This is a genomic window from Pseudoclavibacter sp. AY1H1 (assembly GCF_002931055.1).
Lineage (GTDB): Bacteria > Actinomycetota > Actinomycetes > Actinomycetales > Microbacteriaceae > Pseudoclavibacter.
The window spans coordinates 554,249-568,644 of sequence record NZ_PSXX01000001.1 but is presented as its reverse complement, the minus strand read 5'-3'; the positions used below and the strand labels follow the sequence as shown (position 1 = coordinate 568,644).

Genomic DNA, 14,396 nt, shown 5'->3' with positions numbered 1-14,396 from the left:
AGTCAACTAGCTTTCCCCCCTCTGGGTGTTGTACTCCTGCAGGCTCGTGACGGTGAATCCGCTGCGGAGAGCGGAGAGGGAGCCGACGGCGGCGGAGAGCTCCGAGATCGTCGTGAAGATCGGCAGGTCGGCGGAGACCGCAGCCATGCGGATCTCGTAGCCATCGGCTCGAGACGCCCGGCCGGATGGGGTGTTGATGACCATGTCGACCTCTCCCCCGTGGATCATGTCCACGATGTTGCGGTCCTGGCCCGGCGTCGTTCCATCCGGAGAGTCCGGGGTGAACTTGCCGACGACCTTCGCCGAGATGCCGTGGCGGGCGAGGACCGCTGCGGTGCCCTCGGTGGCGGCGATCGAGAACCCGAGTTCCACGAACTTCGCGACGGGCAGGACGATGGCGCGCTTGTCGCGGTCGGAGACGGACACGAAGACCGTGCCCGACTTCGGGAGGCCACCGTAGGCGGCGAGCTGGCTCTTCGCGAAGGCGGTCGGGAAGTCCGTGTCGATGCCCATGACCTCGCCGGTCGATCGCATCTCCGGGGAGAGCAGCGAGTCGACGATTCGGCCGTCCTTCGTGCGGAAGCGCTTGAACGGGAGTACTGCTTCCTTCACCGCGACGGGACTCGACGCAGGCTGGTGCGTGCCGTCCTGCTCGCGCAGGAGGCCTTCCGCCTTGAGCTCCGCGATGCTCACGCCGGTCATGACGCGTGCGGCTGCCTTGGCGAGCTGGGTTCCGAGCGCCTTGGAGACGAAGGGCACGGTCCGAGATGCACGCGGGTTGGCCTCGAGCACGTAGAGCTTTCCTCCGGAGAGGGCGAACTGGACGTTGAGCAGGCCGCGCACCCCGACGCCCTCCGCGATGGCCAGTGTCGCGTCGCGGACGTTGTTGAGGACGGCGCTCGAGAGCGTGACGGGAGGCAGGGTGCAGGCCGAGTCGCCCGAGTGGATGCCCGCCTCCTCGATGTGCTCCATGATGCCGCCGATGTACAGCTCGTCGCCGTCGAACAGCGCGTCGACGTCGATCTCGGTCGCCTCGTCGAGGAAGCGGTCGACGAGCAGCGGGTGGGCGGGACCGACGATCGCCTGGCCCTCGATGCGCGAGAAGTAGTCGCGCATCTGCTCGGCGTCGTAGACGATCTCCATGCCTCGGCCACCGAGCACGAAGCTCGGGCGGACGAGGACCGGGTAGCCGATGCCGGTGGCCACTTCGAGCGCGCCGTCGAGGTCGGTCGCCGTGCCGTTCTCCGGGGAGATCAGGCCAGCGCGGTCGAGGACACCCGAGAACAGGCCGCGTTCCTCCGCGAGATCGATGGCGGCGGGGCTGGTGCCGAGGATCGGCACGCCAGCGGCCTCGAGGCCCTTCGCGAGGCCGAGTGCCGTCTGACCGCCGAGCTGCACGACGACGCCGAGCAGCTCGCCTGCTCCGCGCTCGACCTCGACGATCTCCAGCACGTCCTCGAGCGTGAGCGGCTCGAAGTACAGCCGGTCGCTCGTGTCGTAGTCGGTCGAGACCGTCTCCGGGTTGCAGTTGATCATGATGGTCTCGAAGCCGGCGTCCGAGAGTGCGAACGACGCGTGCACACACGAGTAGTCGAACTCGATGCCCTGGCCGATCCGGTTCGGGCCGGAGCCGAGGATGATGACCTTCCGACGGTCGCTCGGGGTGACCTCCGACTCCTGGTCGTAGCTGGAGTAGTGGTACGGCGTGAACGCGGGGAACTCGCCGGCGCACGTGTCGACCGTCTTGAAGACCGGGCGCACACCGAAGTTGTGGCGGATGGCGCGGACCTCGTCCTCGCTGAGCCCGCGAAGCTCGGCGATCTGCGCGTCCGAGAACCCGTGTCGCTTTGCGTTGCGGAGGAGCCGCGCGTCGACGACGTCGGCGGAGGCGATCTGATCGGCCACCTCGTTGATGAGCACGATCTGGTCGATGAACCAGGGGTCGATCGCCGTGGACTCGAAGACCTGCTCCGGCGTCGCACCCTTCCAGAGCGCGCGCTGGACGTTGACGATTCGGCCGTCGGTCGGGACCTTGATGATCTCGAGCAGTTCCCCGACGGAGGCCTCGTCGGCAGCCCAGGTGAAGGAGGACCCTCGCTTCTCCAGCGACCGCAGCGCCTTCTGCAGCGCCGTCGAGAAGTTGCGGCCGATGGCCATGGCCTCGCCGACCGACTTCATGGTCGTCGTCAGCGTCGTGTCGGCGGCGGGGAACTTCTCGAAGTTGAAGCGCGGCACCTTGACGACCACGTAGTCGAGCGTCGGCTCGAAGCTGGCGGGCGTCACCTTCGTGATGTCGTTCGGGATCTCGTCGAGGCGGTAGCCGATCGCCAGCTTGGCGGCGATCTTCGCGATCGGGAAGCCCGTGGCCTTCGAGGCGAGCGCCGACGAGCGGGAGACGCGCGGGTTCATCTCGATGACGATGATGCGGCCGTTCGAGGGGTCGATGGCGAACTGGATGTTGCATCCGCCCGTGTCGACGCCGACGAGGCGGATGATCGCGATGCCGATGTCGCGAAGGCGCTGGTACTCGCGGTCGGTGAGCGTGAGGGCCGGGGCGACCGTGATGGAGTCGCCCGTGTGGACGCCCACCGGGTCGACGTTCTCGATGGAGCAGACGACGACCGTGTTGTCGGCAGTGTCTCGCATGAGCTCGAGCTCGTATTCCTTCCAGCCGAGGATCGACTCCTCGAGGAGCACCTCGCCGGTCGGGCTCGACTGGACTCCGTCGGCGACGAAGCGGATCAGGTCCTCTTCGTTGTAGGCGAAGCCCGAACCGAGGCCGCCCATCGTGAAGGACGGCCGCACGACGAGCGGGTAGCCGAGGTCCTCGGCGAAGCCGATGGCCTGCTCGACGCTCGTCGCGATGTGCGAGCGCGCGACCTCTGCGCCGGCCTCGATGACGAGGTCCTTGAAGATCTGGCGGTCCTCGCCGCGGCGGATGGCCTCGACCTTGGCGCCGATGAGCTCGACGCCGTGGCGCTCGAGGATGCCCTGCTCGTGGAGGGCGATGGCGGCGTTGAGCGCCGTCTGTCCGCCGAGGGTGGGGAGGATCGCGTCGGGGCGTTCCTTGATGATGATCGACTCGATGATGTCGGGGGTGATCGGCTCGACGTAGGTGGCGTCTGCGAAGTCCGGGTCGGTCATGATCGTCGCGGGGTTCGAGTTCACGAGGATGACGCGGACGCCCTCCTCGCGGAGCACTCGGCAGGCCTGCGTGCCCGAGTAGTCGAACTCGGCAGCCTGGCCGATGACGATGGGGCCGGAGCCGATGACGAGGACGCTTGAGATATCTGAGCGCTTTGGCATGCTTACGCGTTCTCCTGGCCGTTGGTGTGGGTGGATGGGGAGGCGAGGTGCTCGAGCACCATCTCCCTGAACTGGTCGAAGAGCGGCGCGGAGTCGTGGGGGCCCGCCGCCGCCTCTGGGTGGAACTGCACGCTGAACGCCGGGATGTCGAGGCAGCGGAGGCCCTCGACGACCTGGTCGTTCAGTCCGATGTGGCTCACCTGGGCGCGCCCGAAGCCTGCTGGCGTCTCGACGGGCCCGTCGAGCGGTGCCTGGACCGCGAAGCCGTGGTTCTGCGCGGTGATCTCGATGCGTCCCGAGAACGTGTCCACGACGGGCTGGTTGATGCCGCGGTGCCCGAAGGGGAGCTTGTAGGTGTCGAACCCGAGTGCGCGGCCGAGCAGCTGGTTGCCGAAGCAGATGCCGAAGAAGGGAGTCCCGTCGCGGAGGACGTTGCGGAGCAGCTCGACGTGGGCCTCGCTCGAGGCAGGGTCTCCCGGTCCGTTCGAGTAGAAGACGGCGGTCGGTGCGAGCTCGCGGAGCTGCTCGATCGTCGTGGCGTGCGGGAGCACGTGCACGTCGAAGCCGCGTTCGGCGAGCGCCTTGATCGTCGCGGTCTTGATGCCGAGGTCGATGATCGCGACGGATCCGATGCGCTCGGTTCCCGTGGAGGGGTGCACGACGGCCTCCGGCGTGGAGACGAGGTCGCTGAGGTTGCGTCCCGCCATGGTCGGCTGGGAGCGCACCTTCTCGAGCAGGGTGACGTCGTCGGCCGCGGCCGCGTCTCCCGAGAAGATGCCGCCTCGCATCGAGCCTTCGCTGCGGATGCGGCGCGTGAGCGCCCGAGTGTCGACACCGGAGATGCCGACGATGCTCGTCGACGTCAGCGCGTTCTCGAGGGTGTCCTCTGCGCGCCAGTTGGAGACGACGCGGGAGGGGTCGCGCACGACGTAGCCGTCGACCCAGATCTGGCGCGACTCCATGTCCTCGTCGTTGACGCCGGTGTTGCCGATGTGCGGAGCCGTCTGCACGACGATCTGGCCCGCGTAGCTCGGGTCGGTCAGGGTCTCCTGGTAGCCGGTCATGCCTGTCGAGAAGACGACCTCGCCAAGCGTCTCGCCGACGGCGCCGTAGGCGTCGCCCTCGTATCGCGTGCCGTCCTCCAGAACGAGCACGGCGGGAATTGGTGGCGTCATGAGGACTCCTCGGTCGTGGGGGCTGGTGTCAGCTGCAGCGAGTGCAGCGCGGTCTTGAGCTGTTCGCGCGCCGTGGCGTCGACAACTCGGAGTGAAGTCTCGACGCTCACGCGCGGGTTCGCGTGCTCGTCGGCGGGCAGGAGCCAGCGGATGATCGTCAGGCCGCCGTTCTCGACTACGCGGTCGATCGTGACGGTGCCGTCGATCGTCGCCTCGATGTCTCCCGCTGGGATGAAGAAGGCGCGTTCGCCGGCGATCCGGACGACTGGCCCCTCACGGAGCACGGTGACCTCCGCTCGTCCCCGGAAGCCGAGTGGGGGCACGACGATCCGGTCAAGCGCGTCGCCCGTGCGGCTTGTCGAGACGTAGTGGACGTCGTGCCAGTGTCCGAGCGGCTGCTGGGTCGAGTGCGGCGCCTCGAGGGGCGACGAGATTCCGGCCTGCCCTCGCACGCGGCGTCGCCAGCCGAGCCACATGAGCACGACGATGATGAGGAAGGCGACGATCGTGAGCGTCGCGGGGAGTACGCGATCGTCCATCAGGCGAGGTCCTTCGCTCTGGCCTTGGCGGCGTCAGCGGCACCCTCGGCGGACAGCAGCGCGCCATCGTCCAAGGTGCGTGTGCCCCGGTAGACCGTGTGCACGACCCGGCCGGGCAGCGGCATGCCGAGGAAGGGCGAGTTGATGCTCTTCCCGCCGAGCGAGTCCGTCGTGAAGTCGGCGGTGGGAGCGGGGTCGTAGAAGACGAGGTTGGCGAGCTCGCCGGCCGCGACGGGGCGGCCTGAGATGGCATCGCCGCCGATTCGGGCTGGGGTCTCCGACATGATCCGGGCGACGTCCGCCCACGTGAGCGCGCCGGTGTCGACCATGGTGTGCTGCACGACGCGCAGGGCTGACTCGAGGCCCACCATGCCCATCGCAGCCTGATCCCACTCGGTCTCCTTGGCGTCAACCGGGTGCGGTGCGTGGTCGGTTGCGACGATGTCGATCGTGCCGTCGGCGAGCGCCTCGCGCACGGCGATCACGTCATCCTGGGTGCGCAGCGGCGGGTTGACCTTGAACCTCGCGTCGTAGCCGCGGACGAGCTCCTCGGTCAGCAGGAGGTGGTGAGGCGTGACCTCCGCAGTGATGTCGATGCCTCGTGACTTGGCCCAGCGGACGACGTCGACGCCCTCCCTGGTCGAGACGTGGCAGACGTGGAGGCGCGACCCGACGTGGTCGGCGAGGAGCGCGTCGCGCGCGATGATCGACGATTCGGCGACGGCGGGCCACCCGCCGAGACCGAGCTCTGCGGAGAGGGCGCCCTCGTTCATCTGCGCGCCGGCCGTGAGGCGCGGGTCCTGCGCGTGCTGTGCGACGACGCCGCCGAAGGCCTTCACGTATTCGAGTGCGCGGCGCATGATCAGGGGGTCGAAGACGCACTTGCCGTCGTCCGAGAACACCCGGACCTCGGCGTTCGACTGGGCCATCGCCCCGATCTCCGAGAGCTGCTCTCCCCCGAGCCCGACCGTGACGGCGCCGATCGGTCGCACGTCGGCGTAGCCGGCGGATCGGCCGAGCGCCGCTACCGCCTCGACGACGCCGGCGGTGTCCTGCACCGGTGAGGTGTTCGCCATTGCGAACACCGTCGTGTAGCCGCCGAAGGCCGCTGCGCGTGTGCCGGTCAGGACGGTCTCGCTCGACTCGAAGCCCGGCTCGCGCAGGTGGGTGTGGAGGTCGACGAGCCCGGGGAGCAGGACGAGTCCCTCGACATCGATCACGCTCTCCACGCTCTCGACGCCGATCGTGCCGGCCGGCGCGACCTCGGTGATCGTCGTCCCGCTGACGAGGACGTCGACGGGGTCGACGCCAAGCAGCTGGGCGCCTCGGTACAGCGTGGTCATGGTGCCTCTCTCGTTTCCTTGGCCCTGGTTCACGAGCCGCTCCCCGCACGTTCGCCTGAGCAGAGCACGTAGAGCGCTGCCATGCGGACGGCGACGCCGTTCGCGACCTGCTCGAGCACTGTCGACTGCGGTGAGTCGGCGGCGATGGAGGATATCTCCAGGCCTCGGTTCATCGGGCCCGGATGCATGACCATCGTAGTCTCGGGCAAGCCTCGGAAGCGGGCCTCACCGAGGCCCCAGTTCTTCGCGTACTCCCTGGTGTTCGGGAAGAACGCGTCGTGCATCCGCTCAGCCTGGATGCGCAGGAGCATGACCGCGGTTGGCTTGGTCGCGAGCGCGCCGTCGAGGTCGCTCGTGATGGTCGCTGGCCAGGCCTCCGTGCGGACCGGGACGAGCGTCGGGGGTCCGACGAGCGTGACCTCGGCGCCGAGCGTGGTCAGGAGCCAGACATTCGACCTGGCGACACGGGAGTGCAGGATGTCGCCGACGATCACGACGTGGCAGCCGTCGAGGCCCTTGCCGCGTGCCGCAGCGCGCCCGTGGACACGTCGGCGCAGCGTGAAGGCGTCGAGCAGGGCCTGCGTCGGATGCTCGTGCATGCCGTCGCCGGCGTTGAGGATGGGGGCGTCGATCCAGTCGCGCTCGGCCAGCAGCTGCGGGGCCCCGCTCGAGGGGTGCCGGATGACGACGGCGTCGGCGCCGATGGCCTTGAGGGTCTGGGCCGTGTCCTTGAGCGATTCTCCCTTCGAGACGCTCGAGCCCTTGGCCCCGAAGTTGATGACGTCGGCGGACAGGCGCTTCTCGGCGGCCTCGAAGGAGATCCGCGTGCGCGTCGAGTCCTCGTAGAACAGGTTGACGACGGTGATACCGCGCAGGGCGGGGAGCTTCTTCACCTCGCGGTCGCCGACGTCGGACATGTCCTCGGCCATGTCGAGGAGCATGATGGCGTCGTCGCGCGACATGCCCTTCGTGGAGAGCAGGTGCTTCATGCGCGAGCTCCGTCCGTGATGACCACGCGGTCGCCGCCGTCGAGCTCGGTGAGCTCCACGCCGATTCGCTCGCTCCGTGCCGAGGGCAGGTTCTTGCCCACGTAGTCGGCGCGGATGGGCAGCTCCCGGTGGCCTCGGTCGACGAGCACGGCCAGCTGCACGGCGCGCGGGCGGCCTGTATCGCTCAGCGCGTCGAGCGCAGCGCGCACGGTCCGACCCGAGAAGAGCACGTCGTCGACGAGCACGATCGTCTTGCCGTCGATGCCGCCCACGGGGATGTGCGTCGGCTGCGAGACGCGCGCCGGGCCCCTCCGCAGGTCGTCGCGGTACATCGTGACGTCGAGCGCACCGGCGATATCGCCGGCTTCGACGTGGGTTCCGTTCGAGGCCTCGAAGCCAGCGATGAGACTGGCGAGGCGCTTCGCGAGAGGAACTCCGCGGCTCGGGATGCCGAGCAGGAGCAGGTCCTTCGACCCGCGGTTCTGCTCGAGGATCTGGTGCGCGATGCGCACGAGGGCTCTGTGAACGTCGTCGTGATTCAGCACGGTTCGCTGGGACACGTCGACCTCCTTCCCCGCCTCACTGGACGGTGTTAAAGGATGTCTGGACTGGAGCCGCCGAAACTGCAGGCGAGCTGCAGGGGATCCGGTCGGCCGGAACCCGACTGGGGCCTGGGCCTCCACCGCTCTCGCGGCATCGACCCAGGCCACCAGCCTAGCACCGGGCTACTGCTCGCTGATGCGGCCGAGCACTCCGTGGATGAACTTGCCCGACGCATCCGTCGAGTACTCGCCAGCTGCGCTGACCGCCTCGGTGATGGCGACCGCAGCGGGGATCTCGTCGTTGTACTTGAGCTCCCAGATGGCGACCCTGAGGATCGACCTGTCGAGGGCCGGCATGCGCTCGAGCGTCCAGTCGCGGGCCGTCTCGACGATGTAGCCGTCGATCTCGTCGGCGTGCTCGATGACGCCGAGCACGATCTCCCTGGCGTAGCGCCAGCTCGCGGCGCGGTCGGGCTCATCTGCTGCCCGTTCCGCTTCCTGTCCGAGGAGCTCCGGAATCGGGGTCCCCCGCACATCCGACGCGAACAGGATGTCCATGGCGCGCTTGCGCGCCTTCGTGCGCGCGCTCACTAGTCGTTGACGCGGCCCAGGTAGTCGCCCGTGCGGGTGTCGATCTTGACCTTGGTGCCGGCGTTCAGGAAGAGCGGGACCTGGATCTCGGCACCCGTCTCGACGGTCGCAGGCTTCGTGCCGGCGTTCGAGCGGTCGCCCTGGAGGCCCGGCTCCGTGTACGTGATCTCGAGGACCACGGACGGCGGGAGCTCGATGTAGAGAGGCTCGCCCTCGTTGAGCGCGATCTGCACGCTCTGCTGCTCGAGCATGTACTTCGCGGCGTCGCCGACGATCTTCTCGTCGAGCGTGATCTGGTCGTAGTCGCTCTGGTCCATGAAGACGTAGCCGTCTCCGTCGCGGTAGAGGTACTGGAAGTCGCGCCGGTCGACGGTCGCGGTCTCGATCTTGGCGCCAGCGTTGAACGTGCGGTCGACGGTCTTGCCGCTGACGACCTGCTTGAGCTTGGTGCGCACGAACGCACCGCCCTTGCCGGGCTTCACGTGCTGGAAGTCGATGACCTGCCAGAGCTGTTTCTCGATGAGGAGTACAACGCCGTTCTTGATGTCTGCCGTAGTTGCCATGGAAGTTTCTCCGTGTCCATCCCGCGGTGCTGCGGGATTCTTCAGTTATTGGCACCTGGTTGAGGTACGCGCGAGCTGTCGGCGCGAGGCGTTTGCCCCAGCGGCCCCGGAGAAGTCTAGTGCAGGGTCTCTGGAGAGGGCCTCGTCGCCTCGCTCATCGCCCGAATGCCCTCGAGCGCGGCGAGGTACGAACCGGCGCCGAGCCCTGCGACGACGCCGGTCGCGACCGGCGAGATGACACTCGTGTGGCGGAAGACCTCACGAGCGTGGGGGTTCGAGAGGTGCACCTCGATGAGCGGAGTGCCGGTCTCCGTCACGATGGAGACCGCATCGCGCAACGCGATCGAGTAGTGCGTGAGGGCTGCGGGATTCAGGATGACCGGGGTGCGTGCGTCGGCCGCCTCGTGCAGCCACTCGACGAGCTGCCCTTCGAAGTTCGACTGGCGGGCATCGATCTCGACGCCGCTCCCCGCTCGCTCGCGGAGGAGTTCGATGATGTCGTCCAGGGTCTGGGTGCCGTAGGTCTTGGGCTCGCGGGTGCCGAGCCGGTTGAGGTTCGGGCCGCCGAGGACGAGGATGCGCATGCCGGCCAGTCTAGCGATCGGCCTCAGGCGTACGCGGCGGTCGGCGCCACCGAGGCGTCTGCGGTGATCAGGCCGTTGCTGACGAACGCGTTCCACACCCCGTTGTCGTCGACGCCCGTCGTGACCTGGTCGGCGTGGGCCTTGATGGCGTCCGGGGCGTTGCCCATGGCGATGCCGATGCCCGTGACCTGGAGCATCTCGACGTCGTTGATGCTGTCGCCGATGCCGATCGTGTCAGCCGGGTCGAGATCCAGAATCCTGCAGACCTCGAGAATCGCGCTCCCCTTGTTGACGCCGAGCTGCAGGAGCTCCCCGCTTTGGGGACCGAGAACCGGCACGGTGGCGTTGATGACGTCGAAGCGCCCCGCGAAAGCGGCGCGGATCTCGGCGATCGACGTGGCCGCGCTCAGGAAGCACATCTTGCCGATGTCGTCGCGCAGCACCTCGCCTCCATCGTCGAAGAACTTCTCGAACTGCAGCTCGCCGTCAGACTCGACGCGGTTCGAGTCGGCGACCTCGGCCGCGAGGAGTTGGCGCAGATGCGCGCGGAACCCCGGGCTGGCGACGACGGCGGCGTCGCTCTGCACGTAGAAGTCGATGCCGGCGCCCGTGAAGAAGTCGATGGCGAACGCGGCGTCCTCGAGGGACATGGTCCGCGAGACGCGGGTCTCGCCGTCGAGCCAGACGAAGCTCCCGCCGGCGCTCACGATCCCATCGAAGCCGAGGTCGAGGATCTGCGGGTAGATCTCGCCGCGGGACCGGCCGGTGCAGATGAAGAGCAGGTGTCCCGCGTCCCGGGCTCGGGACACGGCTTCGACGGTCGAGGGCTGGATGTGCTCCCGCTCGTCGATGAGCGTGCCGTCGATGTCGAGGAAGACGATGCGCCTGGTCAACTGTGGATCCTCCTGCTCGATGGATGCGGTCACTGCGTCTGCGTCCCGGGCGAGCGAGGCATGCCGTCAGGTCCGCCGTCCAGGCTAGACGATGTCGCGAGCGGTCCCGGCCGAGCATGCTGGCGCGGCTGCTCGCCTGCCCGTAGCCTCGAATCCATGACCGCGGAACCTGGACCAGCCACCGAGGAGCCGGCGCTGCTGCCGACGGTCGCGCAGGCCACCTCCGCGCTGATGGCGAGCTGGCCCGCTCTGGATGAGCGGCGAATCGGCGGATGGCGCCTCGGATTCGCAGAGGGATTCACGAGGCGCGCGAACAGCGTGTGGATGCTCGGCCCGGCCGAGGACACGCAGCTCGCGCTCGGCGCCGTCGAGGAGGCGTATCGCGTTCGTGGACTCCCCAGCCAGTTCCTCGCGACGGGGTCGGCGGATGCCCGCGACGTCGCGGCCCTCGAGGCGTTCGGCTACTCCCCCACGCTGACGGGCAGGATCCTCGGCCGCTCGCTTCGCGGCGGAGAACCGGCAGCTCTCGAGGGCGAGTCGGGCGGCGGCGAGTCGTCCGGCGACCTCGTCGCGGTCACGCAGGCTGGTCCCGAACTCCCCCCGGACTGGCTCGACGCCTGGCTCAGCTGGAGCGACCGCAGACTGGCGCGCGACCGGCGCCTCGCCCCGCGCATCCTCAGCTCAGGAGGGTCGAGCTTCCTCGGCGTCCGGCAGGAGAGAACGCTTGTGGCGCTCGCTCGGGTCACCGTGGTCGACGGCACCGGGGTCATCGACTGCCTGGTCACCCAGAGCGCACACCGAGGGCGAGGCCACGGTCGGCTGCTCCTGCGCCATGCCCAGCAGGAAGCGGCTCAGCGCGGTGCGACCTCCTGCCTCGCGATGGTGGTCGAGAGCAACGCCGTCTCCCGGCGGCTGTTCCACCGAGCAGGCTTCACGGCGCTGAGCTCGTTCACCTACCTGCAGGCGCCGGAGCGCGTGAGCTGCTGCTGACCGGCGGCCGGCGCAGACCTAGCTCGCGATCTCCTGGTACGCGGCGAACAGCAGGCTCTCGTCCGGCGCCTGCATGATCGTGGGACGGCCGAGGCCGTCGAGCACGACGAAGCGCAGCATGGCTCCGCGAGCCTTCTTGTCCCGACGCATCGTCGCGAGGAGCGTCTTCCAGCGGCCGGCCGGGTAGCTCGTGGGCAGGCCGAGCAATTCGAGGATGGACTTGTGTCGATCCGCCGTGGCGTCGTCGAGGCGCCCCGAGAGGCGGGCCAGCTCGGCGACGAACGCCATGCCGATGGAGATGGCGGCGCCATGACGCCATTGGTACCGTTCCGCGTTCTCGATGGCGTGGCCGAGCGTGTGCCCGTAGTTGAGGATCTCGCGCAGGCCCTGCTCGGTGAAGTCCTCGCCGACGACCCTCGCCTTGACGCGGATCGCGAGCTCGAGCACCCGCAGGAACTCGGGCGTGGTCGGGTCGGTCGCGCGCTCCGGGTCGCGCTCGATGATGTCGAGGATCTCGGGCTCGGCGATGAAGCCGGCCTTCACGACCTCGGCGAAGCCGGCCAGCAGCTCGTTGCGAGGGAGTCCGGCCAGAATCTCCGGGTCGATGACGACCCCCGCCGGCGGGTGGAAGGAGCCGACGAGGTTCTTGCCCTCGTTGGTGTTGAGGCCCGTCTTGCCGCCGATGGCCGCGTCGACCATGGCGAGCACCGTCGTCGGCATGTGCACGACCTTGACACCCCGGAGCCACGTCGCGGCGATGAAGCCGCCGATGTCGCTCGTCGCTCCCCCGCCGATCGTGATGACCGCGTCGGACCTCGTGAAGTCGGCCTGGCCCAGGATCTGCCAGCAGAACGCCGCGACCTCGATGCGCTTCGCTCCCTCGGCATCCGGGATCTCCGCGATGAGCACCTGGTTGTACTCGCCGACAAGCTGCTCGCGCACCCGCTCGGCGACATCCGCCAGGTGGGGCGCGTGCACGATCAGGACCTTGGCGACGCCCTCCCCGAGGAGGCCGGGGATGACCGCAGCCGCCTCGCGGAACTGACCAGCCCCGATGATGATGTCGCCGTGGGCGCCGGGAACCTCGATGATCTCAGGCAACGTCGCTTGGTCCTTCCTTGGTCTGCTGCTCCAGCCACTCCGCGATGTCTTCGACGACGCGGACCATGGGCCGGAATGAAGTGTCGAACGTCGCATCCGCGAGACGTTCGTAGGTCTCGCGGCGTGCTTCGTAGATCTGGGTCCAGCTCTCGATGCCCGTGATGAGCGGGCGCTTCGCGTTGCCGGTGATGCGCTCGGCGATAGCGGCGGGAGTCGCCGTCAGGAGGATGACGGTGTGCCCGCCGAGGCGGGACTGGGTCTGCGCATCCATCACGGCACCACCACCGAGCGACAGGACCTCGGTGGTCTCGAGGTGCTCGGCGATGACGTCCCGCTCGAGACGCCGGAACTCGGCCTCCCCGTGCTCGACGAAGATCTCGGGGATCGCGCCGTGGCGCGCGACGATCACCTTGTCGGTGTCGACGTAGCTCACGTCCAGCACCTTGGCCAGGCGTCGGCCCGCCCTCGACTTGCCCGCGGCAGGCGGGCCGATGAGCACGACGCTCATACGCGCCACTCGCTGAGCGAGTCCCCCATCGGCGTCTCGTCGACGGGACCGGCCTGCAGCTCGGCCTCGGAGACGGACTCGCTCGACGTGCGCAGCAGCGGCGGGATGCTCGCGAGGTAGCTCTCGATGTTCCGCTTCGTCTCGCCGACGGAGTCGCCCCCGAACTTCTCGAGGATGGAGTCGGCGATCGTGAGGGCCACCATCGCCTCGACGACGACACCGGACGCTGGGACCGCGCAGACGTCGGAACGCTGGTGGTGCGCAGCCGCATCCGCGCCCGTCGCCACATCGACGGTGTGGAGGGCCTTCGGGACGGTCGCGATCGGCTTCATGCCGGCCCGGACTCGGAGCACCGTGCCGGTCGCCATGCCGCCCTCGATGCCACCTGCACGGTCGCTGGAGCGGACGATGGAGCCGTCGCGGACGTACAGCGGGTCGTGCGCCGCGGTGCCTGGACGACGTGTGGTCTCGAAGCCGTCGCCGACCTCAACCCCCTTGATCGCCTGAACGCTCATGAGCGCCTTCGCGAGTCGCGCGTCGAGGCGGCGATCCCAGTGCACGTAGGAGCCGATGCCGGGCGGCAGGCCCCAGACGAGCACCTCGGTCACGCCACCGAGCGTGTCGCCGCTCTTTCGGACCTCATCGATGAGGGCGACTGCGGCAGCGGAAGTCTCCTCGTCGAACACGCGAACCGGATCCGCGTCGATGGCGGCCAGGTCGCCGTAGGCGGGCAGCGGCGCGTCCTCGGGCACACGGACCGTCCCGATGGCGAGCGTGTGGCTCAACGTCGTGATCCCGAGCTCCGAGAGGAAGCGCTTCGCGATCGCGCCGAGCGCGACACGCGCCGCCGTCTCGCGTGCGCTCGCGCGCTCGAGGACCGGGCGCGCCTCGTCGAAGCCGTGCTTCTGCATGCCGATGAGGTCGGCGTGCCCCGGTCGCGGGCGCGTGAGCTTCGCACCGCGTCCCGTGTCGAACACAGCCGCGTCGACCGGCTCGGGGCTCATGACCTCGACCCACTTGGGCCACTCGGTGTTGCCGATCCGGATGCCGATCGGCGACCCCATCGTGAAACCGTGCCTGACGCCGGCGGACAGCGTGAGCTCGTCCTGCTCGAACTTCATTCGTGCGCCTCTGCCGTGGCCGAGCTTCCGGCGGGCGAGGTCGGTGCGGAGATCGTCGAGGGAAAGCGGGACACCAGCTGGGAGTCCCTCGAGGATCGCAAGGAGTTCTGGGCCGTGGGATTCCCCGGCCGTGAGCCATCGAAGCATTGGA

At 68.7% G+C, this 14,396-nt stretch carries 14 protein-coding genes; 1 reads left to right on the top strand and 13 read right to left on the bottom strand.

What is annotated here, in order from left to right:
• Positions 1 to 6: 6 nt before the first annotated feature.
• From carB to C5E05_RS02725, 10 genes are all read right to left on the bottom strand, one after another.
• Positions 7 to 3,306, bottom strand: coding sequence for a carbamoyl-phosphate synthase large subunit (gene carB, locus C5E05_RS02770; protein ID WP_104341044.1), 3,300 nt, complete (start codon positions 3,304 to 3,306; stop codon positions 7 to 9).
• Between the two features lie 2 nt (positions 3,307 to 3,308).
• A complete protein-coding gene (gene carA / locus C5E05_RS02765) occupies positions 3,309 to 4,481 on the bottom strand; it encodes a glutamine-hydrolyzing carbamoyl-phosphate synthase small subunit (protein WP_104341043.1) in 1,173 nt (390 codons plus the stop codon).
• Positions 4,478 to 5,020: a hypothetical protein gene (locus C5E05_RS02760; RefSeq protein WP_104241270.1), complete on the bottom strand. Its 543-nt coding sequence runs from the start codon at positions 5,018 to 5,020 to the stop codon at positions 4,478 to 4,480. The genes carA and C5E05_RS02760 overlap by 4 nt, the downstream gene beginning before the upstream one ends.
• Positions 5,020 to 6,363, bottom strand: a complete 1,344-nt coding sequence (locus C5E05_RS02755) for a dihydroorotase (protein WP_104241271.1) — start codon at positions 6,361 to 6,363, stop codon at positions 5,020 to 5,022. The genes C5E05_RS02760 and C5E05_RS02755 overlap by 1 nt, the downstream gene beginning before the upstream one ends.
• Positions 6,364 to 6,392: 29 nt before the next feature.
• Positions 6,393 to 7,352: an aspartate carbamoyltransferase catalytic subunit gene (locus C5E05_RS02750; protein ID WP_104298781.1), complete on the bottom strand. Its 960-nt coding sequence runs from the start codon at positions 7,350 to 7,352 to the stop codon at positions 6,393 to 6,395.
• Complete coding sequence (gene pyrR / locus C5E05_RS02745; RefSeq protein WP_104241273.1) at positions 7,349 to 7,912, bottom strand: bifunctional pyr operon transcriptional regulator/uracil phosphoribosyltransferase PyrR; 564 nt, start codon at positions 7,910 to 7,912, stop codon at positions 7,349 to 7,351. Before pyrR ends, C5E05_RS02750 begins: the two co-directional genes overlap by 4 nt.
• Before the next feature lie 165 nt (positions 7,913 to 8,077).
• Positions 8,078 to 8,485, bottom strand: a complete 408-nt coding sequence (gene nusB / locus C5E05_RS02740) for a transcription antitermination factor NusB (RefSeq protein WP_068484434.1) — start codon at positions 8,483 to 8,485, stop codon at positions 8,078 to 8,080.
• A complete protein-coding gene (gene efp, locus C5E05_RS02735; protein ID WP_104241274.1) occupies positions 8,485 to 9,048 on the bottom strand; it encodes an elongation factor P in 564 nt (187 codons plus the stop codon). The genes nusB and efp overlap by 1 nt, the downstream gene beginning before the upstream one ends.
• Before the next feature lie 116 nt (positions 9,049 to 9,164).
• The gene (aroQ, locus tag C5E05_RS02730) at positions 9,165 to 9,632 is read right to left on the bottom strand and encodes a type II 3-dehydroquinate dehydratase (RefSeq protein ID WP_104341042.1); all 468 of its coding nucleotides are present in this window, start codon (positions 9,630 to 9,632) and stop codon (positions 9,165 to 9,167) included.
• A gap of 23 nt (positions 9,633 to 9,655) precedes the next feature.
• On the bottom strand, positions 9,656 to 10,558 hold the full coding sequence (locus tag C5E05_RS02725; protein ID WP_104341041.1) for an HAD family hydrolase: 903 nt from the start codon (positions 10,556 to 10,558) through the stop codon (positions 9,656 to 9,658).
• 123 nt (positions 10,559 to 10,681) lie between these two features.
• Between C5E05_RS02725 and C5E05_RS02720 the strand changes: the two genes are divergently transcribed.
• A complete protein-coding gene (locus C5E05_RS02720) occupies positions 10,682 to 11,515 on the top strand; it encodes an N-acetyltransferase (RefSeq protein ID WP_181059324.1) in 834 nt (277 codons plus the stop codon).
• An 18-nt stretch (positions 11,516 to 11,533) separates the two neighbouring features.
• On the opposite strand, the gene aroB is transcribed toward C5E05_RS02720, so the two are convergent.
• Genes aroB through aroC form a run of 3 tightly spaced genes read right to left on the bottom strand, consistent with a single transcriptional unit; the run spans position 11,534 to position 14,392 of the window.
• Positions 11,534 to 12,616 (bottom strand): 3-dehydroquinate synthase, encoded by a 1,083-nt coding sequence (gene aroB, locus C5E05_RS02715; RefSeq protein ID WP_374953189.1) that lies wholly within the window; start codon positions 12,614 to 12,616, stop codon positions 11,534 to 11,536.
• A complete protein-coding gene (locus C5E05_RS02710) occupies positions 12,609 to 13,124 on the bottom strand; it encodes a shikimate kinase (RefSeq protein WP_104241279.1) in 516 nt (171 codons plus the stop codon). The genes aroB and C5E05_RS02710 overlap by 8 nt, the downstream gene beginning before the upstream one ends.
• On the bottom strand, positions 13,121 to 14,392 hold the full coding sequence (gene aroC / locus C5E05_RS02705; protein WP_104241280.1) for a chorismate synthase: 1,272 nt from the start codon (positions 14,390 to 14,392) through the stop codon (positions 13,121 to 13,123). The genes C5E05_RS02710 and aroC overlap by 4 nt, the downstream gene beginning before the upstream one ends.
• Positions 14,393 to 14,396: the final 4 nt, after the last annotated feature.